The 22,586-nt window shown below is 64.5% G+C and carries 16 protein-coding genes and 1 pseudogene; 13 read left to right on the forward strand and 4 right to left on the reverse strand.

Annotated features, from left to right (window positions below; all coding sequences use genetic code 11):
- Positions 1-172: 172 nt before the first annotated feature.
- On the forward strand, positions 173-346 hold the full coding sequence (locus tag FNV92_RS08970; protein ID WP_015684321.1) for a DUF1328 domain-containing protein: 174 nt from the start codon (positions 173-175) through the stop codon (positions 344-346).
- A 28-nt stretch (positions 347-374) separates the two neighbouring features.
- Here FNV92_RS08970 and FNV92_RS08975 read toward each other — a convergent pair whose 3' ends face one another.
- Positions 375-827: a thioesterase family protein gene (locus tag FNV92_RS08975; protein ID WP_143846054.1), complete on the reverse strand. Its 453-nt coding sequence runs from the start codon at positions 825-827 to the stop codon at positions 375-377.
- Between the two features lie 134 nt (positions 828-961).
- Between FNV92_RS08975 and FNV92_RS08980 the strand changes: the two genes are divergently transcribed.
- The gene (locus FNV92_RS08980) at positions 962-2,386 is read left to right on the forward strand and encodes an FAD-binding oxidoreductase (RefSeq protein WP_015684323.1); all 1,425 of its coding nucleotides are present in this window, start codon (positions 962-964) and stop codon (positions 2,384-2,386) included.
- Positions 2,387-2,435: 49 nt separating this feature from the next.
- Complete coding sequence (locus tag FNV92_RS08985; protein WP_143841276.1) at positions 2,436-2,798, forward strand: hypothetical protein; 363 nt, start codon at positions 2,436-2,438, stop codon at positions 2,796-2,798.
- A gap of 181 nt (positions 2,799-2,979) precedes the next feature.
- On the opposite strand, the gene FNV92_RS08990 is transcribed toward FNV92_RS08985, so the two are convergent.
- Positions 2,980-4,647, reverse strand: a complete 1,668-nt coding sequence (locus tag FNV92_RS08990; protein ID WP_143841275.1) for a SulP family inorganic anion transporter — start codon at positions 4,645-4,647, stop codon at positions 2,980-2,982.
- Between the two features lie 201 nt (positions 4,648-4,848).
- Positions 4,849-6,345, reverse strand: a complete 1,497-nt coding sequence (locus FNV92_RS08995) for a caspase family protein (protein WP_143841274.1) — start codon at positions 6,343-6,345, stop codon at positions 4,849-4,851.
- Positions 6,346-6,785: 440 nt separating this feature from the next.
- Here FNV92_RS08995 and FNV92_RS09000 point away from each other — a divergent pair, with 440 nt between their 5' ends.
- The 7 genes and pseudogenes from FNV92_RS09000 (at position 6,786) to FNV92_RS09030 (ending at position 14,177) form a co-directional block, all read left to right on the forward strand.
- On the forward strand, positions 6,786-7,817 hold the full coding sequence (locus tag FNV92_RS09000) for a TRAP transporter substrate-binding protein (RefSeq protein ID WP_015684327.1): 1,032 nt from the start codon (positions 6,786-6,788) through the stop codon (positions 7,815-7,817).
- Position 7,818: 1 nt separating this feature from the next.
- Positions 7,819-9,678 carry a TRAP transporter large permease gene (locus FNV92_RS09005; protein WP_143841273.1) on the forward strand — a complete coding sequence of 620 codons (1,860 nt, stop codon included), beginning with the start codon at positions 7,819-7,821 and terminating at the stop codon, positions 9,676-9,678.
- Between the two features lie 12 nt (positions 9,679-9,690).
- Complete coding sequence (locus tag FNV92_RS09010; RefSeq protein WP_143841272.1) at positions 9,691-10,668, forward strand: hydroxyacid dehydrogenase; 978 nt, start codon at positions 9,691-9,693, stop codon at positions 10,666-10,668.
- A 235-nt stretch (positions 10,669-10,903) separates the two neighbouring features.
- The gene (locus tag FNV92_RS09015; protein WP_143841271.1) at positions 10,904-11,806 is read left to right on the forward strand and encodes an alpha/beta fold hydrolase; all 903 of its coding nucleotides are present in this window, start codon (positions 10,904-10,906) and stop codon (positions 11,804-11,806) included.
- Between the two features lie 640 nt (positions 11,807-12,446).
- Positions 12,447-12,749: pseudogene (locus FNV92_RS09020) on the forward strand (site-specific integrase); the annotation flags it as partial.
- A 112-nt stretch (positions 12,750-12,861) separates the two neighbouring features.
- Complete coding sequence (locus tag FNV92_RS09025) at positions 12,862-13,674, forward strand: aminoglycoside phosphotransferase family protein (protein ID WP_143841270.1); 813 nt, start codon at positions 12,862-12,864, stop codon at positions 13,672-13,674.
- Between the two features lie 236 nt (positions 13,675-13,910).
- A complete protein-coding gene (locus tag FNV92_RS09030) occupies positions 13,911-14,177 on the forward strand; it encodes a hypothetical protein (protein WP_143841269.1) in 267 nt (88 codons plus the stop codon).
- A 389-nt stretch (positions 14,178-14,566) separates the two neighbouring features.
- Here FNV92_RS09030 and FNV92_RS09035 read toward each other — a convergent pair whose 3' ends face one another.
- Positions 14,567-15,733, reverse strand: a complete 1,167-nt coding sequence (locus FNV92_RS09035) for an ABC transporter substrate-binding protein (RefSeq protein ID WP_143841268.1) — start codon at positions 15,731-15,733, stop codon at positions 14,567-14,569.
- Positions 15,734-16,018: 285 nt separating this feature from the next.
- On the opposite strand from FNV92_RS09035, the gene FNV92_RS09040 reads away from it, so the two are divergent.
- From FNV92_RS09040 to FNV92_RS09050, 3 genes are all read left to right on the forward strand, one after another.
- Complete coding sequence (locus FNV92_RS09040; RefSeq protein ID WP_143841267.1) at positions 16,019-18,448, forward strand: bifunctional diguanylate cyclase/phosphodiesterase; 2,430 nt, start codon at positions 16,019-16,021, stop codon at positions 18,446-18,448.
- 90 nt (positions 18,449-18,538) lie between these two features.
- Positions 18,539-19,834, forward strand: a complete 1,296-nt coding sequence (locus tag FNV92_RS09045; RefSeq protein ID WP_143841266.1) for an MFS transporter — start codon at positions 18,539-18,541, stop codon at positions 19,832-19,834.
- A gap of 157 nt (positions 19,835-19,991) precedes the next feature.
- Positions 19,992-22,577, forward strand: a complete 2,586-nt coding sequence (locus tag FNV92_RS09050) for an EAL domain-containing protein (RefSeq protein WP_143841265.1) — start codon at positions 19,992-19,994, stop codon at positions 22,575-22,577.
- Positions 22,578-22,586: the final 9 nt, after the last annotated feature.

Genomic DNA, 22,586 nt, shown 5'->3' on the forward strand with positions numbered 1-22,586 from the left:
GGCGCCGAGGCGGGGTTTTCCACGTGCGCGGCGGGGCGATTTGTTCCTCCTGGACGGGCGAATTTCCGGCGGGAACGGGCGGGAACCAATGTTCCGCTTTGGAGATTGTTTGGGCAAGTGAGGCGCCTCAGCCGCGCCGATCGCAGACAGTCATCGAAACAGAGGTTCTGCCATGCTGAGCTGGGTTGTGACGTTTCTGGTTATCGCACTGATCGCCGGTATTCTGGGCTTTGGCGGCATCGCCGGCGCGTCGATCGAAATCGCCAAGATCATCTTCTTCATCGCGATCGTCCTGTTCCTGGTCTCGGCCGTGGTCGGCCTGGCCCGCGGCCGTAGCAGGATCTAGCGACGTTATGATTGGTGCATGATCAGCACTACCGCTTCGAGGGCATCGCCACGTTTCGGCCGATGCCCTCGGGCCGCGGCACGGCACTGTGGGTCGCGACGACGGTCTGGATGCGGGCGCTGATATCGGGTGGAAACGGCGCCACCTTGCGCGAGCCCATGTCGATGTGGAGCGACATGTTTTCCGAGGTGGCCGACAGCCATCCTTCGGTCGCGTGTCGTAGCTGCTGGAATGTGTGCAGCCGCTTGTCGTCGGCCTCCAGCAGCCAGACCGAGACCTGCACGGGATCGCCGAGATGGATCTCGCGCAAATACCGCACATGGCATTCGGCAGTGAAGGTCGATCCGCCTCGCTCCTTCATGTAGCCCGGCCCGATGCCGAGCTGTAGCCACATCTGGTCGATCGCCCGGTCGAACATCACGTTGTAATAGGCCATGTTGAGATGGCCGTTATAGTCGATCCATTGCGGCTCGATCTGCATGATCGAGGCGCGGAATGGCTCGGCTGTTGGCGCAGTGGTAGTCACGGGCAGGTTTCCTTCCAGCTATGCGTCCGGTCGCTTGACTTGACCGGTTTTATGTCCTTTGCCACGGTTCTTCTGTCGGAGGAATTTCCGTGGGTACCACCATCACCAATAATCCGCCGCGGCCGGAGCCGAAAGCCCTCGCGAGCGCGCTGGAGCAGCTTGCCGCACGCTTCGGAAACCGCCTGATCACCTCGCAGGCCGTCCGCGAGCAGCACGGCCATACCACCACGTGGATCCCCAACCAGCCGCCCGATGGCGTGGTGATGGCGCAGGAGACCGCCGACATCCAGGACGTGGTACGGATCTGCGCCAGGAACGGTGTGCCGGTCATTGCCTTCGGCACCGGCACCTCGCTGGAGGGCCAGGTCAACGCGCCGGCCGGCGGTATCTCTATCGACCTGCGCGACATGAACAAGGTGCTGGCCGTGCACGCCGAGGACCTCGACTGCGTGATCCAGCCCGGCGTCACCCGCAAGGCGCTCAACGAGCATCTGCGCGACCAGGGCCTGTTCTTCCCGATCGATCCCGGCGCGGATGCTTCGCTTGGCGGCATGGCCTCGACCCGCGCCTCCGGCACCAATGCGGTGCGCTATGGCACCATGCGCGACAGCGTGCTGGCGCTCAAGGTCGTGCGCGGCGACGGCGAGATCATCACGACCGGCACGCGTGCCAAGAAATCCTCCGCCGGCTATGACCTGACGCATCTGTTCGTCGGCGCCGAAGGCACGCTCGGCATCATCTCGGAGCTGACCATCCGCCTGCGCGGCATTCCCGAGACGATTGCCGCCGGCGCGGTGTCTTTCGAGACCGTGCACGGGGCGTGTCAGGCCGTGATCCTGGCGATCCAGACCGGCATTCCCGTGGCGCGCATCGAGCTGCTCAATGCCGCGCAGGTGAAGGCCTGCAACGCCTATTCGAAGCTGACGCTGCCGGAGACGCCGCTGCTCCTGATGGAATTCCACGGCAGCGAGATCGAGGTTGCCGAGCAGTCCAAGGCCTTCGGCGAGATTGCGAAAGATTGCGGTGGTGGCGACTTCTCCTGGACCACCAAGCCCGAGGACCGCACTAAGCTGTGGCAGGCGCGGCACGATGCCTATTGGTCCGTGAAGGCGCTCCGCCCCGGCGACAGCATCGGCGTGGTCGCAACCGACGTCTGCGTGCCGATCTCGCGGCTTGCCGATTGCGTCGGCGAGACCGAGGAAGACCTCAAGCGTCTCAATCTGTTGTCGCCGATCGTCGGCCACGTCGGCGACGGTAATTTCCATTGCTCGCTGGTCTGCGACACCAACGATGCCGACGAGATGGCGCGCGGCGAGGAATTCATGCATCGCCTGGTCGAGCGCGCGCAGGCGATGGACGGCACTTGCACCGGCGAGCACGGCATCGGCCAGGGCAAGCAGAAATATCTCAAGGCGGAACTCGGTCCCGAGGCGATCGACGCCATGCGCGCGTTGAAGAAGGCGCTCGATCCACAGAACATCTTTAACCCCGGCAAGATCGTGCCGGAGGCGTAGCGCGCAGGCTGACCGCCGTTTATGCTCGCTCCATCAAACGGAGCGGGCAATGCGCTGGTTCGCGCGAAAGACGCGACAAGACATCTGGGATGAGGCGATCGAAGGCTCGCTAGGCGATATCGAGGCTGCCGAGCGCATCCGCGCGATCTGTGACGCTGCTGCTGCGAGCGCGGCAGGCTCTGGGCGCAACGACGAGAGCGACAGCGAGCGCTACGAGCGCGCGGCCAAGGTCGCGATGGAAATCGCAATGAAGATTTCGGATGGATTGATGCGCGACGACGCGGTCCGCCGCATCGTCGATCTCTGCATGGCGGCGAACGACCTCAAGACCGCGCAGATCCTGTTCCGCGCGATCCATGCCAGCTGGATCCGCGAGACGGTGCAGCGGGATCATCCGACGCTGATGCAGTGAAGGTTGCCGCGAGGACGGCGCGCTCCCTCCCCCGCGTGCGGGGGAGGGTTGGGGAGAGGGTGTCTCCGCAATGGGACAATCCCCTAGAGGAGAAAGCCCTCACCCGGCGCTCCGCGCCGACCTCTCCCGCAAGCGGGAGAGGTTACAGCGAGTACGCGGCTCTGCCTGTGTGACCCAACTGCTATTTCGCCAGCTTGTGTACGGCCTCGTCCACGCTGTGGAAGACGTGCTCGCGGGGCAGGGCGTCGAACAGTCTGAAGCGTTCGAACGCGTCCTGTGCGCGCACCGATTCCAGCCGCGCCAGCGCCACCGTGACCCCCTGTTCGCTGCACGCCTTGAAGATTTCGAGCAGGATCTGCGCGGCGGTGAAATCGATCTCGACCATGCCGCTTGCCTCGAGCACCAGCAGTTGCGGCGTCGATGTCGTGAGAACCTCGTTCACGTCGCTGCGGAAACCGGGGGCGTTGAGGAACGAGAGCGGCGCTTGCAGCCCGATCACCGCGACGCCGTCGATGCGCTCGCCGGTGATGTGCGGATGCGCCGGCCACCAGATCGTGGTGCCCGGCACGCGCTCGAACTTGACGAGCCGCGCGCGCGTCGTGCTCCAGATGCCGTGCAGCAGCGACAGCATGATGCCGAGGAACGCGCCCTGCTGGATCGGCAGGATGATGATCAGCGCGGCGGTAGCGACGATCAGCAGGAATTCGCTTGGGGACTGGCGATAGATCGTGACGATCTGCTTGATCCGGACGATCCGCAGCGCCACGAACAGCAGGATGCCGCCGAGCGCCGCGTCAGGGACGTGCTGCAGAAGTCCGGTTCCGAACGCGAGCAGCGCCAGCACGATTCCCGCCGCCGCAAGGCCGGCGAGCTGCGATTGTCCGCCGGTCTCGGCGACGATCCCCGTCCGCGGCGGGCTGGCATTGACCGGAAACGCGCCGAACAGGCCTGAGAGCAAGCTGCCGGCGCCCGCGCCGAGGAAATCCCGGTCGACATCGGCGGGCGTGTCGGGATCGGACGGGAACGACCGCGTCGTGGCCGCGGTCTGCACCATCACCACCACAGTGATCACGAAGGCGAGCGGCACCAGGCGAACCCACTGCTCCGGCGCGAGGTCGGGCAGGGTCGGCCGCGGCAGCGTGCCCGGCACCGTGCCGACGACGCTGATGCCCCTGCTATCGATGCCAAGTGCGATCGCGGCGAGCGTCGCGGCCACGAGCCCGATCAGCGCGCCGGGAATCTTGGCGCTGATCGTCTCGGAGACGAAGACCACGGCCAGCACACCGAAACCGATGCACAGCGTGAACGGATTGGCACGGCCGAGTTGGCCGGCGAGCACGACGATGCGATCGAGCGTCGGGCCATCAGGCGATTGAAGTCCCAGCACGCCCGGCAATTGCGAGACGATGATGTGGACGGAGATGCCGGCGAGGAAGCCGACCATGACCGGCACCGACAACAGGTTGGCGATGCCGCCGAGGCGGAAGGCGCCGCCGGCCAGCATCATCGCGCCGACCATCAGCGCAAGCGCGATCGCAAGGCCCTGATAGTCCGGCGAGCCTGTCGCGGCGAGCGCTGCAAGCCCGCCGGCAAAGATCGGCGTGATCGTGGAATCGGCGCCGCATGACAGGAAGCGGTTGCCGCCGAGCAGTGCAAAGCCGAGCGAGCCCGCCATGAAGGCGAAGAAGCCGATCTGCGGCGCGAAGCCGCCGAGCCGCGCGGTGGCCATCTGCTCGGGGATCGCGATCGCCGCCAGCGTCAATCCCGCCAGGAGGTCGCCGGGCAGGGAATAGGACGCGAGCGACCGGAAGAGCGGCCAGGAGCTCCTGGCGCGAGAGTCGTGCGGCATCGAGGTCCCCGGAAAGCGTGTCTCGGCCGATCACACTACAGCATTTTCGGATGGAGCGCGTGTCCCGGGGCGGCGGCCTTTCCGTTGTCATTGCGAGCGTAGCGAAGCAATCCAGAATGCATCCGCGGAAAGAGTCTGGATTGCTTCGCTACGCTCGCAATGACGGAGGACAAATCTGTCCTCCGTATCGCGGAAGTGGCCTCAATACCTGCTGCGATAATTGTCGCCGCGTACCGGACCGCCGTAGCCGCCACCTCCGTAACCGCCCCCGCCGTAGCCGCCGCGGCCGATTCCAATCCCGATGCCGACACCTACGGGCGGTGGCGGAGGCGGGGCGCGTTCGTAGACGACCACTTCGTCGGGCGGCGGCGGCCGGCGCGGCTTCGGCGGTGTCTCGACCACCTTGCGCTTCGGCGGCGTGTCGTCGACGCGCTTCTTGATGACGGGCGCCACCGCCGGGTTCGCCGGGGTTGCCGGAGGCGTCGGCGTCGAGCAGGGGCAGGTCGGAGCCATCGCGACCGCGACCGGCGCGGGTGTCGCCGCGGCCGCAACCGGCACGGCATAATTGCGGTTCTGTACGCGGAGCAGCAGCCTGCGCGCGGTCGCGGCCAGATCGCTGTTGTCCCAATTGTTGAGATAGGCCTCGAACGAGGCACGGGTGTTGATCGCGGTGGCGCGCTCCCACGCCAGCATCTGGCGCCGGCGCTCCAGGATCGTGCGCAGGCGCGGCGTGAACGAGGCCTGTGCATAGAGCTCGACATAGGCTTGATACGCCTCGACCGTGTCGTCGGCGATCACGAGCTCATAGGCGGCCTTGGCGTCCTTGCCCTGCAGATCCTTGCGCCAGTCCGCGACGCTGCGCGTGCCGCTGGCGAGTGCCATCGACGACGCGCCCGGAAGTGCGGGCGTGCTGCCGCTGCTCTCGCCGAAGAACTTGAAGTCGGTCGTCAGCGAGGAGCTTTCCCAGGGGATCTGCCGCCCGTCGGTCGATTGCGCCACGGCGACGCGGATGCGCTTGAACACTTCCTCGATCGGCAGGTTCGGCTGCCGCGCGACCGAGAGCGCCGCGGTGGTGTACGGGCTGTCGGCGCCGGACCCGTCCTCCGCTTCCGCGCCGGGCGAGGTCGAATAGGAAATGAACGAGCCGGGCGCGCCCGCCTTGGTGTCGACGATCGCAAGTCCATGTCCGGCGCCGCTGAGCGCCGGGAACGGATTGTTGCGGCAGGCATCGAGCATGAAGATGCGCGCCCGCGTCGGCAGTGCGCCGAGCGTGTTGAGCAGGTCGTTCAGCCGCACGCCTTGAAGCGGAATGTCGGCTTCGCGCTTGGGATCGAGATCGACCGGAACCAGATAATTCTCGCCGTCGATCTGCAGGCCGTGGCCGGCATAGAACACCAGCGCGACGGTGTCGGCGCCGCTGGCGCTGACCTTGCCGGCGAAATCGGAGATCGCCTGGCGCATGTCGTTCTGCACCAGATTGGATGCCGTGGTGACGGTAAAGCCGGCATTGCCGAGCAGCTCCGTCATGCCCTTGGCGTCGTTGGCGGCGTTGGGCAGTTCCGGAACGGTGCGATACGCCGATTGGCCGATTACGAGTGCGAGCCGCGCCTCGGCGGCGGCCTCCGTCGGCGTCATCAGCTGTGCGAGGGCAAGAAGGCCTGATGCAAGGGCCAAATTGGAAAGAAATGGACGGCGCATGGTGTCACCTTCATCGGCAATAAGGCGAGGATATCACTTCTTCTAGGTCGCCGTTGAGAGTCTGTCTGTGCACTGGATCACGGTGAGCGTGCGGCAAAATGGGGCAGGGTGTCTGCCAGAGCCGGCGCAGCATCGTTCGCAGGCCATCCATGTGAATCGCGCATTGATCCATGCGCCAATTGGATCGATGTCGACTGCTGCGTGCAAGCATGCCCATTCGCACAGCGAGGCTGCAGGCCGATACGCAGCGAGAATCCCGGAAAAACGCGACCGTTCCGCTGCGCACGTGCCTTGTGGATGGTCGCCGCGCGCGGCCCTGTGCTGGCCGGGCGCGTCCCTTGTCTGCTCCTTGCCTGCTCCGTCGCTTTGGCCATACAGTCCGCGGCAACAGGTCGCGACAACGATCGCGGCCGTAAACAAAAATGACTGGGGAGAGAAGCATGACCATCGTGCCCGTCAACCGTCGCACGTTCATCAAGTCGTCGACGGCGGTGACCGCCGGCCTCGTGCTCTCTCCCGCCATCATCGGCCGCGCCGAAGCCGCGACGCTGAAGCTGAAATGCTCCTCCTCGCTGCCGAACGATCCCAAATTCGCCAATGGCCGCGTCTACTACGACAACCTCGTCAAGAATCTGAAGGGAAACGGGCTCGGCGAGCAGGTCGAGGTCGCCTTCTTCCCCGACAACCAGCTCGGCCAGGAAATCGACGTCATCAATTCGGTGAAGCTCGGCGTCATCGATCTCATGGTGTCGGGCTCCTCGATCTCGGCCAATCTGACGCCGCTGGTCGGCACCTTCGACCTCGGCTTCCTGTTCTCGAGCTTTCCGCAGCAGACCAAGGCGTTCGAGTCCGGCGCCGCCAAGCCGATCGAGGACGCGCTGCTCAAGGGCAGCAACATCCGCATCATCGCCTGGGCCTATAATTTCGGCTCGCGCAGCGTCTTCGCGAAGAAGCCGGTAAAGACGCCGGAAGACCTCGCCGGCCTCAAGATCCGGACCCTGCCCAATCCCGTCATCACGGAATGCCTGCGGCTGATGGGCGCCGCCGCCACGCCGCTGGCGTTCGGCGAGATCTACACGGCGCTGCAGGCCGGCGTGCTTGATGGCCTGGAGCACGATCCGCCGACCATCCTCGCCAGCAAGTTCTTCGAGACCGCAAAGTTCTACGCGCTGACTCAGCACAATTTCTCGCCGCTCGCGATCTACTTCAGCGACATGACCTACAACCGCATGGACCCGAAGCTGCGTGACGGCTTCCTCGATGCCGCGAAGAAGGCCGCGGCCGACACGCGCGCCCACGGGCTTGCGGTCGAGAAGGAGGCACTGGCGGCCCTGACCGAGAAGGGCGTGACGGTCGCCGAATGCGATCGCGAGGCGTTCAAGAAGCGCGTGGCGCCGCAGCACGAGAATTTCATCAAGGCGCGGCCGGACTCCAAGGCCGTCATCGACATCATCCGCGCGACACAGGCCTGAGATGGCGATAACCGGCGCAATGTCTCTCTCGGGCGAGCGCCACGGGGGCGTTACCCTTTTGCTTCGCCTGAGTGACGCGATCGCGGCCGTCCTGCTGGCCGCCGATCTCGTCGTGGTCTGCGGCTCGGTGTTGCTGCGCTTCTTCTTCAATGCACCGGTCGAATGGTCCGATGACGTCGCGCGTGGCCTGATGGTCGGCTCCGCCTTCTTCGGCGCGGCCAGCGCGCTCGCGCGCGGCGAGAATGTCGGCGTCTCGTTCTTTCGCGACCTGCTGCCGCTGCGCTTCCGGACGCTGGTCGATGCTGCGAGCGCGGTGCTGGTCGTGCTGATCTCGGGCTATGTCGCCTATAACGCCATCAAGCTGGGTTCGCTGACTGCGGGCCAGACCACCGGCTCGGGTCTGCCGTTGGAGCTGACCTTCTACCCGATGGGCGCCGGCGCGCTGTTCATGACGGTGTTCGCGATCGACCAGCTCTGCGCAAGGCCGCTTCCTGACATCGTCAGGGGTCTCATCGCTGTCGTCATCGTCGCCGGCCTCTATCTCGCCTGGGATTATCTGTCGCCGTCATCGGTGCCGTCGGCGGGTACGCTGATGCTGATCGGCTTCTTCGCGACCCTGTTCGGCGGGCTGCCGATCGGCTTTGCGCTGGCGCTGGCCGCGCTGATCTTCATCTGGGTCGAAGGCGCGCTGCCCGGCGTCATCTTCGCTCAGCAGATGGCGCGCGGCATCGATAATTTCGTGCTGCTCGCGATTCCCTTCTTCATCCTCGTCGGCTACCTCATGGAAGCCAACGGCATGTCTGTGCGCCTGATCGAGCTGCTGCAACGCGGGGTCGGCCGTATGCGCGGCGGCCTCAACGTCGTGATGGTCGCCTCGATGGTGCTGTTCTCTGGCATATCAGGCTCGAAGATGGCCGACGTCGCCGCGGTCGGCTCCGTGCTGATTCCGGCCGCACGCCGCTCAAGGCAGAATCCGGGCAGCGCGGTGGCGCTGCTCGCGGCGTCCGCGGTGATGGCGGAGACCATCCCGCCCTGCATCAACCTGATCATCCTCGGCTTCGTCGCGAACCTGTCGATCGGCGGCCTGTTCGTCGCCGGCCTGCTGCCGGCGGCGCTGATGGCAGCTGTGCTGATCGCGGTGTCCATCATCTTCGGCAAGCAGCCGGCTGAAGCCGAGGACGTCGCGCCGCAGATGCCGGTGTCGGGTCTGTGGAGCGGTGCGATCGCCTCGTTCGGCCTGATCTTCATGATCTTCTTCGGCTTCAAGAGCGGCTTTGCCACGGCCACGGAAATCTCCGCCTTCGCGGTGGCCTATGCGTTGATCGTCGGCAGCGTGGTGTTCCGCGAACTCGGCTTCAAGTCGGCAGCACACAGTTTCGTGCAGGCGGCGACACGCTCCGGGCTCGTGCTGTTCATCGTCGCCGCAGCCCAGTCGCTGGCGTTCACGCTGACCTTGCAGCAGGTGCCGCACGCGGTCGGCGATTTCATGCTCGGCTTGTCCAAGACCTCGGGCGTCTGGCTGTTCATCCTGCTCGCCATCGCCGTGCTGATCGTGATGGGCTCGGTGCTGGAAGGCGCCGCCGCGCTCATCATCTTCGGGCCGCTGCTGCTGCCGGTCGCGGTACAGCTCGGCGTCGATCCCCTCCATTTCGGCGTCGTGCTGGTCATCGCGATGGGCATCGGCCTGTTTGCCCCGCCGCTCGGGCTCGGGCTCTATGGCGCCTGCCTGATCGGCAATGTGCCGATCGAGCAGACGGTGAAGCCGATCATGGGCTATCTCGGCCTGCTGTTCCTCTGCCTGCTCGTCATTGCCTTCGTGCCATGGCTCTCGACCGCGCTGCCGCGGGCGTTCGGCTATTGAAGGAGTTCCGTCGTGAAAGTCGTGCTCGCCCATACGCCGGAAATGCGTCGCAATTACTATGGCGACCGCAGTCTGACCGGCCTGCGCGCGGCCGCCGACGTGATCCTGCACGAGAGCGATGACACCCTGGACGCGGCCAGCCTCGTGCGCGCGGCGAAAGACGTCGACATCATCGTCGCCGACCGCATGACCGAAGGGCGCGGCGAGATCTTCGCGCAGCTGCCGCGCCTGCGTGCCTTCGTTCGCTGCGCCGTCGACATCCGCAACGTCGATGTCGAAGCGGCCTCGCAAGCCGGCGTGCTGGTGACCCGCGCCGGGCCCGGTTTCGTGCAGGCCGTTGCCGAGCTCGCGGTCGGCTTCATGGTCGATCTTTCCCGCGGTGTATCGCGGGCGACGGCCGACTACCAGGCCGGCCGCAAGCCCGAGGCGCGGATGGGCCGCCAGCTCGCCGGCAGCCGGATCGGGATCATCGGCTACGGCAGCATCGGGCGCTATCTCGCCGAGATTGCCAAGGTGATGCGCATGGAGGTGCTGGTCTGCGATCCCTTCGCTGATGTCAGCGACGGCGCCATCCGGCAGGTCGGTCTCGACGAGCTTCTCGCTGCGTCCGACTATGTCGTCTGCCTCGCCATTGCCAACGAGCAGACCGAGAATATGATCGGCGAGGCGGCGCTGGCGCGCATGCAGACGCATGCCGTGTTCGTCAATCTCTCGCGCGGCAATCTCGTCGACGAGGCGGCGCTGGCACGCGCGCTGCGCGAAGGCCGCATCGCAGGCGCCGCCATGGATGTCGGCCGCGCGCCCGATCAGATGCCGACCCCGGAGCTGGCAAAGCTGCCCAACGTTATCTCAACGCCGCATGTCGGCGGTCTCACGCCGCAGGCGATCGAATACCAGTCACTGGAAACGGTGCGGCAGGTCGAGGCGATCGTCAAAGGCGAGGTCCCGCAGGGCGCCGTCAACGCCGAGCGCTGGACGCGGCGGCCCTAGAGCGGGCGTGCACTCATAATCGAGAAAGCGGGCCGGCGCCTAATGTCCGTTTGTGCCCCGGTAGCGGTCCAAAAGCAGACATGCCGGGAGGTCCGCTACGGGCCATGAACGGACTCTGTTGAGTCAAGAAAGCTATGCGCCCTTGGGTTCATAGCTTGCTACCATGCGCCTTTAGGATAACTATGCTTGCGGCAAGCCTGATCCTCTCGGAGAACTGCCTGAGGAGGGATTTGAAATGCGGCGCGGCGTGGTGTCGTTTTTATTTGCCGTGTGCACGAGCGCACAGCTGTGGGCACAAGAGGTCAAGCCCAACTGGCCGATTCCCCCGGAACTGAAATGGGAAGCAATCAACGGATATCCCATGGATTACCGGGACGCGGGCGAGGGTACGTCGATCGTTCTGGTGCACGGGTCAACGGCCGATTACCGCATTTGGGACGTCCAATTCAGAGTTTTCAGCGCATCCTACAGAGTGGTCGCGGTTAGTCTAAGGCACTTTTACCCGGAACGCTGGGACGGCGCTGGCACCGACTTTTCGGTCGAACAGCACGCTCAGGATGTTGCTGCGCTGATCAAGAGATTGAACCTCGGGAAGGTGCACCTCGTCGGGCATTCGCGGGGAGGCGCGGTTGCAGTCGAGGTAGCGAAATCGCACGCCGACCTCATTCGAACACTGGTGCTGCCGGATGCCAGCATCGAGATGTTGGTGCCTGAGACTGCCGAGGGCAAAGCAGCCGGAGATTTCACAAAAAAGGTGATTGGGACCCTCCAGAAAAACCTGGAAGCAGGAGAACCAGCCAACGCTGCGGAGGTGTTCGTTGATATGTTGAATGGCCCTGGCACATGGCAAAAGTTTCCCGAACCAACGAAGCAGATGTTTCTGGCAAATATTTACACGGCTTTGGGGGACAAAGACCGCCCGATCAGCGCATGCGCCGACGTCACGAAATTTGATTTTCCAGTGCTGTTCATGACGGGGGACAAGAGTCCAAAGAAATTCGAATTTTTTTACAATGAAATGCGCAAGTGTCGGGAGTTTCCTGCAACGGTGGTTATACCAAATGCAGGGCACGGTATGCAGAGACAGAATGCTGACGTCTTTAATAAGGTCATGTTGGATTTCCTGTCGAAGCATTGATGCCGCGTTGACCGATTTCCTCGAACCGAACAATGGCTGCTTCGGGTCATGAGCGCCCCTCGGAGTGCTGGTCGGCTGTTTCCGGTTACCTTATGAGCCGATCACCCGGGACGCTGCACAGACTTCGCATTCGCGCCAACAGGAGACGTCGCCCATTCGCTTCGCGGTCAAATACAAATAAGAGGCGCTAATCTATTACCTGATCTGCGCGAGCAAGGAAGGATGGTGATAGGTCGGGGCTGAGGGCTTTGGCAGTCTTCGCATTGATGACCAATTCAAATTTAGTTGGCTGGTACACTCGGTTTCTTACCCTTCAAAATGTCAGCAACTTGTCCAGCCATAAGCCGAAAGAGATCTCCAAGATCGACTGAGTAAGACATAACACCTCCGGCTTCGACGAAATCGCGAAAGGGATAGCTTGCAGGAAGGCGGCGGGCGGCGATCAAATTGACCAAGACCTGACGCAGCGCAAGATGTTCACCCTCGTCGGAGACGACTACCGCGCTCTGCTCGTCGGATCGCAACGAGAGTAAGACGTCTTCATAGGCACGTTGCGAGACGCTCCGGCCCAATGCGGACGCCGGATTGGAAGGGCTCCGGACTGAAGAAATGACCAGCCTCACTAGCTGAGGAGGTCAACATGACCATTGTTCGAAATACTGTCCCTGCCGTCTCGAAGCACGCTCCTTGGAACAAGGGGAAGATCGTCGGCGCAAAACCGCCGTTCCGTCCAAAGCACGTTTGGTCAATCCGAACCAAGCTGCAGGTCGAAGGCCGAACGCGCGATCTGGCAATGTTCAACGTCGCCATCGATAGCAAGCTGCGCGGCTGCGACGTCGTAGCCTTGAAAGTTGAAGACCTTGCGCCGAGCGGGTATTCGGCCGACCGCGCGACCGTCCGGCAGAAGAAGACCGGCCGACCAGTCAAGTTTGAACTGACGGAATCAGGGCCACAACCGGACTACGACCATTTAGCGTAGGACGAAGCGACGCCGCGACGGAAGGGGTTCCTTTTTGCTCGCCGCTGGTGTTTCCTCTGCACGGCGGAGAACGGGCATGCAGGGACCCCTGGGGGAAAAGATTGGTGAAGGTGCCTTCTCGGAAGCCTATGCTTGGGCGCCCGGTCAAGTGGTGAAGCTGTTCAAGGCCGGCGTCTCTCGTGAGTTCGGTCGGCATGAAATGCGCATGATCGGCGCTGTCTTCGCTGCCGGTCTTCCGGTGCCGGAGGTGTTCGGCGAGTTGACGCTGGACGGGCGCTTCGGCATCGTGCTGGAGCGTCTTGACGGACCAACCCTGTTGCATCTCTCGCGGACCGGCACGGTCACGTTCGGACAGGCGGGCGCAATCGTCGCGGCTCTGGCCATGTCTCTTCATAAGACATCCGCGCCGCCTGAGATGCCTTCCATGCGCGACTATATGGAGACCGAGTTGCAGCACGACGACGGCAAGGTCCCGAAGCGCATCGCCGCGGATATCCTCGCCCTGATTGATCACCTGCCGATCGGTAACGGGCTTTGCCATTGCGACCTTAGCCCCGGCAACGTGATCATGACGGCGGAAGGCCCAAAGCTCGTCGACTGGACTTTCGCGATGCGCGCGCCGGCCGCCCTCGATCTTGGTTTCTTGCATGTCATCCTTTCCGAACTCGCCCCGGAAATAGCTGACAATCCGGAGCGTCCGCGCGCGACCAATGCGGCGGCGCAATCCGAATACGCGCGGCTGTCCGGCATGTCGTTCGCGGAGCTTGCGGCGGCCATGGAGCCGTATTTGCCCATCGTCCGCACCTTCGTCGTCCTCGGCGACGTGGTGCCTTCCTTGCGGCCGCAGCTGATTCAACGCATCGAAACGGGGCTGCGCTCGAAAGACTGAACCGTTCTAGTCGCGCGCGCGAGCCAACAGGCCCTCCAAGCGGGGCAGTGTTTTCTTTGGGTCGTAAGCAGCAGTGGATGCGAAGTTGGATCAGCGTCGGGTCTACCCCCTGACAGCCGACATGACGCGCGCTCAATCGAGCTTCGGTTCAGGGGCCAACAGCGTACTTAAACGGTCTGCAAACCTTGTTCGTGGGCGGGCGCGAACCTAGGCGACGTTGTGCTACCATGGTGAGCATGTTTCGCATCAAAATCCCGCCCACCGTGCTGCTCTTCCTTATCGTCGGCGGCGCGTCCTGCATTTTCGTGTTTTACGGCCTCTATCTACTGATCGCGCTGATTGCTTTAAACTTGGCCTGCCTGCTGTTGGCCCCGATTGCGAGGCGGCGCGGATGGGGCGCTGAAGGACGGCTCACGAGACATCTCAGTCGTCCCCGGATGGAAGACGAAAGCCGCAGAGTCATTGAGCGCGAGAGCGTACGTACCCTGAAGGAAGAGGGATGACTGTTTCAGAGGGCGTCCGATTTTGGCGGCTTCGAGTGCGCGGCTTTACGGTTGCTGGAGCTGTATGTCTCGCCTTGATTTTCGTGGTGAAGGCTCTCGATCCAATCGAGTTCGCGAAGAGCTTTATTAGTGCCCTTGTTCTGCTTTTCGCTTTCCTTTGGCTGTGCGGGCTATATTGCACCTATCGGTATTGGAGAGTTTTTAGAGAAGATGAAGTACGGCGCGGCGGATCAGCGGAAACCGCTCGTGCAAATTGGCATAAGCTGCACCCGCCCCCTGACTAGATGCTGGTGGGCCGCTTTGGGTCAAAATGCGAAGAACTCAGGTTGAGCACAATTGGTCTGCTGTGCTCCCGGAAGCAGACTTCCAGCCATCTATGTGTACACGCCCTAGAGCCGATCGACCGCCTTGAACGTGCCGTCCTTCTGGATCACCGTCAGGAACACTTTCGGCGGCGCGTCGATCGCGCGAACGCCGACGGTGACGATGCTGCCGCTGATGTCGAAGCGGCCGATATCGTTGATGGTACGCAAGAGGCTTACCCGCGTCGGTTTCGGTCCGGTCTTTTCCAGCGCAGACGCCGCGAGGCGTCCGGATAGATAGCCCTCGAGCGACACGAAGTCCGGTGTCAGCGTCGGGTCGAGCGCCTTCTGCGCCGCCTGGTAGTCGCTGACGAGCTTGAGCGAACGATCCCAGGGAAACGGCACCACTTGCGCAACGACCACGCCTTCGCCATCGGACCCGAGTTCCCCGGCAAGCGCGGTGGCGCCGACGAAGGAGATGTTGGCGAAGGTTGGATGGGAGCCGCTGCGGTGCGCGAGCTTGATGAACTCCGCGCAGGGACCGTAGGTCCCGACCATGACGACGGCCTCGGGGTCGGCCCGCTTGATCATGCGCCAGGCCGAACCGACCGCGCGCGTGTTGCGCTCATAAGTGCCTTCGGCCGCAAGCTCGAGATTGCGCATCGCAAGCGCGCGCTTGACGCTGGCGAGAACGTCGCGACCGAAGGAATCGTCCTGGTAGAAGATGCCGATCCGGGTGAAGCCACGATCCTCGGTCAGGTGCTTGATGAACGATTCGGCTTCGGCGTCGTAGCTCGCGCGGATGTTCACGACGTTCGGCAGTTCGAGGTCACGCAGGAATTCGGCGCCGCTGAACGGGCCGATGAAAGGGACGTTCCTCGCGCTGGTGATCGGAATCGTCGCCATCGCAGTCGGGGTGCCGACCGCGCCGATCAGCGCGAACACCTTGTCCTCGTCGATCAGCCGCAGCGTCTGCGCCACCGAGCGGTCGGGGTCGTAGCCGTCGTCGCGGCTGATCAGCTGAAGCCTGCGACCGTGGACGCCGCCCTTGGCGTTGATCTCGGTGAACGCCGTGACGATGCCTTGCCGCAGGCGCTGCCCGAGCACCGCGGAGGGGCCTTCGAGGGCGGCGGCCTGGCCGAACAGGATCGCGTCGTCGCTGACGCCGGCCTCGTCGCTTTTCGCGGAGGGCGGCGACAGGGCGAGCAGTGCGAGGATCAAGGCGAGGTAGGTCGCGGGTCGCGATCGTGTCATGCGGGCGCCGGCCAGATGCAGGACGAATTGCGGAAAGGATAGCTCTGCGCGCTGAACAGGCCGCTAATCCGCCCGGCAACGATGGCCCGTAGAACTCCGGGGAAGACCGGCAAGTTGCTGCCAGACTGACGCAACTTGTGGGTCAATCGTTAACTAAGCCGCGCATTGTGAGGCGGCCGGGTTCCGAAATTTTGCAGTTCTTAACCGCGATCCTTGACCGATAGCAGTTGCGGCATCTCAACCAGAAGTTCGGCCGGCCGGGCCAAGGGGAACGTGCGGATCACGATGGGCGATCACGATCAGAAGGATCAGGATCGGAAGGGTGTAGCGGCGTGGTGGCGTGCCTCGCCGTTGCTCGGACTCTATCGCCCTGCGCTCGTCGCGGCTGGCGTCGGCCTGCTGTTCTCGATCGCGGGCGCGGCCGCCGTGGCGCGATGGGAAGATCGGGTCAACAAGATCGAGTTCGAGAACGCGGCCGAAACCGAAGCAATCGTCATGCAGAACGGCATGGGCGAGTACATCAGCAGGCTCGTCGCGCTGCGTACGCTGTTCGAATCGACCAACGAGGAGATCACCCGCAGCGAATTCGAGACCTTCAGCACGCGCCTGTTCGAGCGCCATCCCGGCATGCTGCGCGTCGCCTGGCTGCCGCGCGTCAACCGCAAGGAGCGCGCCGAATACGAAGCCGCTGCGATCACGGACGGGGTGTCCGGCTATCGCATCAAGTCGCTGCAAGGCGACGACTTTGCACCGGCGCCGCAGGGCGACGAATATTTCCCGATCTTCTACTCGACGCAGCCGAAGACCTCACCGGTCTACGGCATGGACTATGCGAGCATTCCCGAACGCCGCGTGGCACTCGAGCGCGCGCGCGACAGCGACCGGATTACCGCAATCCGTGGGCGACTCTACGAGCCGCGCGAAAGCAGCCGCTTGCCCAACGTCATCGTCGGCGTCCCCGTCTATGCCAAGGGAACCTCGCGCGAGACCATCGCGGACCGGCGCCGCAATCTCGCGGGCTACGTCGTCGGGGTGTTCGACCTGCCGCTGCTGATGCAATCGATTCGCGTGACGACAGGAGCGAGCCCGGCGGTCAGCGTGAACATCTATCCGCCCTTCACCGGGCGGATCGTCAGCATGGCGCATGCGCTGCCGGATTTCGCGTCCTCGGCCTCCGCTCCCCAGTCGATGCGCGACGTCGCGCAAGGCCGGCACTGGTCCGGCATTCTCAGGATCGGGGACGCCGATTGGCAGGTGCGCGCGGTGCCCGCGGCCGGCGGTTCGCTGGAGACGGTCTACGACCGCGCCGTTGCCGTCATCATCGTCGGCATGCTGCTCACGTTGTCGCTTGCAACCTATCTCATGCTGGCAAGCCGCAATTCGCGCCGGCTGTCGCTGGCGAACCGGCGCGTGCTCGAGCTCGCGCAGACCGACGTCCTGACCGGGCTGCCGAACCGTGCGTTCTTCCTCGCCCGGCTCGACATGATGAACAGCCAGTTGAGCGTGAAGGGCCTGCCGTTCTCGATCCTGATGCTCGATCTCGACCGCTTCAAGAACGTCAACGACTCCCTCGGTCACGGCGCCGGGGATGCGCTGCTGCGCCAGGTGGCGTTGCGCCTGAAATCCGCGCTGCGCGCCACCGCCGTGCTGGCGCGGCTCGGAGGCGACGAGTTCGCCATCATCCAGGAAGCCTGCGAGAATCAGCGCGGCAGCGCGACCGAGCTCGCGGCGCGGATCGCCAAGCTTGTGGCCGAGCCGTTCCTGCTGCCCGGCCATCGCGTCGAGATTGGGACCAGCATCGGCATCGCGATCGCGCCGGACCACGGCAGCGACCAGGAGCAACTGCTGAAGAAGGCGGATCTTGCGCTCTATCGCTCGAAATCGGCCGGCCGCAACTGTTTCACCGTCTACGACGAGGTGATGTCGGCCGAGCTCGAGGCGCGCAACACGCTGGAAGGGGATTTGCGCGACGCCATCGCGCTGTGCCAGCTGGAGGTGCACTATCAGCCGTTCGTGGACGTCGCCAGCGGCGGTCGTCGCGGCTTCGAGGCGCTGGTGCGCTGGCGGCATCCGAGCCGGGGCCTGATCCCGCCGGACCAGTTCATCGCGCTTGCGGAGGAGACCGGGCTGATCGTGCCGCTCGGCGAGTTCGTGCTGCGACGCGCCTGCGCGGACGCCGCCGCCTGGCCGTCCGATCTGATGGTCGCCGTGAACCTGTCGCCGATCCAGTTCAAGGAAGCCGAGCTGTTCGAGACGATCTGCGCGGCACTGGCCGATTCCGGCCTGCCGCCGCAGCGGCTGGAGATCGAGATCACGGAATCGGTGCTGCTGGAACGCGGCGTCGAGAACCACGCCTTCATGGAGCGGCTGAAGCATATCGGCATCGAGCTTGCGCTCGACGATTTCGGCACCGGCTATTCGTCGCTGAGCTATCTCACCGCGTTCCCGTTCGACAAGATCAAGATCGACAAGTCGTTCATCCGCAGTCTCACGCATCAACCGCGCAGCTCCGCCATCATCTCCTCGATCGTGACGCTGGCGCGCGGGCTGGACATGTCGGTGACCGCCGAAGGCGTCGAGACAGCCGAGGAGTTCGAGCGGCTGACGGCACTCGGCGTCAATTTCGCCCAAGGCTATCTGTTCGGGCGTCCGCAGCCGGTCGACCAGATCGCGTTCGACGCTCCCGCCCGGCGATCGCAGCGCGACGCGGCCTGAGCATCCCGCCCAAACGCGGCCACGAAAATCACTTGACCCGGGCGGCTCCGGATGGTCGTTAGCACCATCTAGGGATGAAACAATCACATCATGCGTCTTCCGTTCTTCTACGGCTGGGTCGTGGTCGCCGTGACGTTCGTCACCATGGCCATCGGGGTCAACGCGCGCACCGCCTTTTCATTGTTCTTTCCTCCCATCATTTCCGAGTTCGGCTGGGAGCGCGGCGTCACCGCGGGCGCCTTTTCCTTTGGTTTCGTGGTGTCGGGCATCGTCAGCCCGTTGATCGGCCGCCTGATGGATCGCGCCGGGCCGCGCGCGGTGATGGAGCTCGGCGTGGTGCTGATGGCCGGCGGACTGCTGCTCGCCCCGCTCACCAGCGCGCCCTGGCATCTCTACGTGACCATCGGCGTCATGGTCGGCGCGGGCAGCGTTTGTCTCGGCTATTCCGGCCAGTCGCTGTTCCTGCCGAACTGGTTCATCCGCAAGCGCGGCTTTGCCATCGGCATCGCCTTTGCCGGCGTCGGCATCGGCTCGGTGACATTGCTGCCATGGGTGCAGCACATGATCGAGCAGACCGGCTGGCGTACCGCCTGTACCGCGATGGGCCTGCTCATCCTGGTCGTGCTGGCGCCGATCAATCTGTTCCTGCACAGGCGGCCGGAGGACATCGGCCTTCAACCCGACGGCGACGCCGCGCCTTCGGCAGGTGCGGCAAAGCCGGTTTCCAACATCGTCGATCCCGTCTGGGTCGGTACCGACTGGACGCTGAGGCGGGCGGTTGCGACGGCGCGGTTCTGGTGGATCGCGCTCGGTTATTTCTGCGGCCTGTATATCTGGTACGCGGTGCAGGTGCACCAGACCAAATTCCTGCTCGACATCGGCTTCAGCCCAAATGTTGCGGTGTGGGCGCTCGGCACCGTCAGCCTGCTCGGCATTCCCGGCCAGATCGTGCTGGGCCATGTCTCCGACCGGATCGGACGGGAGTGGGTGTGGGCGATCAGCTGCGCGGGTTTTGTCATCTGCTTCGCGGCGCTGATGGCGCTGAAGTATCACCCCTCGCTCTGGCTCGTCTATCTGATGGTGCTCACGCAGGGCGCGCTCGGCTACGGGCTCACCTCGATCATGGGCGCGGTGGTGTTCGAGATCTTTCAGGGCAAGCACCAGGGCAGCATCTTCGGCACGATCATGCTGGCGGCGCTGGCCGGCGGCGCGGCCGGGCCCTGGCTGACCGGCTTCCTCTATGATCGCACCGGCGATTACACGCTCGCCTTCGTCATCGCGATGGTCGTGAGCGGCTTGTCGGCGCTGTCGATCTGGCAGGCCTCGCCCCGCAAGGTGCGGGCCGTGGCCGGCCGGCTGCACACGCTCAAAGCCGGAGCTGACTAGGTCTCGCGTGCATCAAAATACCTTCGCTTCTTTCGCGGAATGTTAAGCATGTCGCGTCTTGGCAGGGCGTAACCCGGTTGCAAAAACGTCTTGGACACCATCGGACCGTTAGCGTCGGAGCGATTGCCGCTTCTTCCCGATGCTGCCGGGTCTACCGATGTTTGCTTCCGATTACCCAGTGACCGAAATTCCGGATGTGCTGCGCGCTGCGCTCGAATGCGCCGACGATGGTATCGTCGTCGTCGATGACGCACGCCGCATCACGCATTTCAATGCGAGCGCCGAGAGGATATGGAAGCTTGCGCGCGCCGAGGTGCTCGGCCGCGACGCAGGCGTCCTCGGCCTCGCATTCCTTCAGGCCGATCCGGTCGCGGATTTCCGCGACGAGATCAGCCTCGTGCGGCCCGACGGCAGCCGGATCAGGGCGTCGGTGTCGCTGTCGTCCACGACCGTCGGCGGTGCGACCCATCACATCCTGTTCGCGCGCGACGTCACCGCTGAAGCCGAGCGCCGCGTCAGGATCGGGCTTCTCAACGCGGTCTCGGACCAGACCAACCGCGCGGTGATCATCACCGATACCGAGCAGAACATCCGCTACGTCAACGCGTCTTTCACGGCGCTGTTCGGCTATACCAGCGAGGAAGCGGAGGGGCGGCGTGCGGGAGAGCTCATCGCCGGGTGCCATACCAACCGCACGGCCATCGCCAAGCTCTTCAAACGCCTGATCGACGGCGGTCGCCGCGGCAAGGTGGAGACGCTGGTCTACAACAAGGACGGCGAGGAGATCTGGGTCTGTGCCAGGATCGACGCCTTCCGCGACAAGAAGGGCCGCGCCAGACACATCTTTGCGCTGATCGAGGACATCACCGAAACGCGGCAGCTGCATTCGCTCCAGCAGCTCATCATGAGCGCGCTCGCTGATGAAATTCCGATCGCCGAGATCGCCGACCGGCTGTGCCGCCGGGTCGAGGAGATCGCGCCCGACGTCGTCTGCTCGCTGCTCCATATCGATTCCGCCGGACTGATCCATCCGCTCGGTGGCCCCAGCCTGCCCGAAGACTATTCCCGCGCACTGGACGGCGTTGCGATCGGCCCCAATGTCGGCTCCTGCGGCACTGCCGCCTTCTACGGCATACCGGTGCTGGCGACCGATCTCGACACCGATCCACGCTGGCAGCCTTACAAGGCTGGTCCACTTGGGGTTGGTCTACGCGCCTGCTGGTCGACGCCGATCAAGGCCAAGGACGGCCGGGTCATCGCCACCTTCGCCTTCTATTTCCGCGAGCCGCGTGCGCCGAGCAACTGGCACCGGCGCATCGTCGAGGCCTGCGTCAACCTCGGCGCCTTCGCGATCGAGCGCAAGGAGGCGCGCGCCGAGATCGCGCGGCTCGCCTATCACGACATCCTCACCGGCCTGCCGAACCGCGCGCAGCTGCGGCACCTGATCACCACGGCGATCGATGCCTGTCCGAACGGCAGCCATGTCGCGCTGGCCTTCCTCGACGTCGACCATTTCAAGGACGTCAACGACACGCTCGGTCACGCCGCCGGCGACGAGTTGCTGGTCCAGCTGGCGCAGCGCCTGCGCGAGCATATCGGTCCCGAGGACATGCTGGGCCGGCTCGGCGGCGACGAATTCGTCATCCTGCTGCCGCAGCGTAACGCCGAGAGCGCCGAGCGCGTCGCGGCCGGGATCATGGAGGCGCTCGCCGCACCTTTACGGCTCGGATCGAAGCTGATGCCGATGTCGGCCAGCATCGGCATCAGCCTCTATCCAGATCATGCCACCGACATCGACACGCTGATGCAGCAGGCCGATGCCGCCATGTACATGGCCAAGCAGGCGGGGCGTTCGACACATCGCATCTTCAGCGCCGAGATGAACGGGCTCGCCGAGCAGCGGCTGGCGCTGATCGCGGCGCTCCGCCGCGCCGTCGCCGAGGGCGCGCTGACGCTGAACTACCAGCCGCAGATCCGCAGCTGCGACGGCGCGATCCACGGCGTCGAGGCGCTGGCGCGCTGGCACGATGCCGCGCTCGGCGATGTCTCGCCGGCAAAATTCATCCCGCTCGCCGAGGAGTGCGGCCTGATCGAGCAGATCGGCCTTTGGTCGGTGCGCGAGGCCTGCCGCCAGATGGCGAGCTGGCGCTCTGCCGGGCTCAACATCCACAGCGTGTCGGTGAACCTGTCGCCGATCAATTTCCGCAACGTCACGCTCGCCGCGCGGCTCAAGGACATCCTCGCCGAAAACGCGCTGCCCCCGGACGCGCTGATGCTCGAGATTACCGAAGGCACCTTCATGCAGGACGGCGCCGCCGCGCTGGAGACGATGCATGCGATCCGCGCGCTCGGCGTCGGCCTGTCCGTTGACGATTTCGGCACCGGCTATTCCAGCCTCAGCCGGCTCGCCCATCTGCCGATCCGCGAGCTCAAGATCGACCGCAGTTTCATGCGCGACATCGAGCGTGACGCCGGCGCCGTTGCGATCGCCACCGCCGTGGTGCGCGTCGGCCAAGGCCTCGGCATGACCGTCGTCGCCGAAGGCGTCGAGACGGAAGGTCAGCGCAAGGTGCTGGCCGAGCTCGGCTGCGACGTCGTCCAGGGTTTCCTCTACGCCCCCGCGCTTCCCCCCGTCGCGTTCGAGCGCTGGCTGATCGAGCATTGCGCCGAGCAGGCGAGGGCGATGCTGGCGCGGCTGGATATGGGGACGGCGGGGCGCGACGAGGTGAAGCGGTCGGCCTGAGGCCGATGC

It is taken from the genome of Bradyrhizobium cosmicum (assembly GCF_007290395.2).
GTDB lineage: Bacteria > Pseudomonadota > Alphaproteobacteria > Rhizobiales > Xanthobacteraceae > Bradyrhizobium > Bradyrhizobium cosmicum.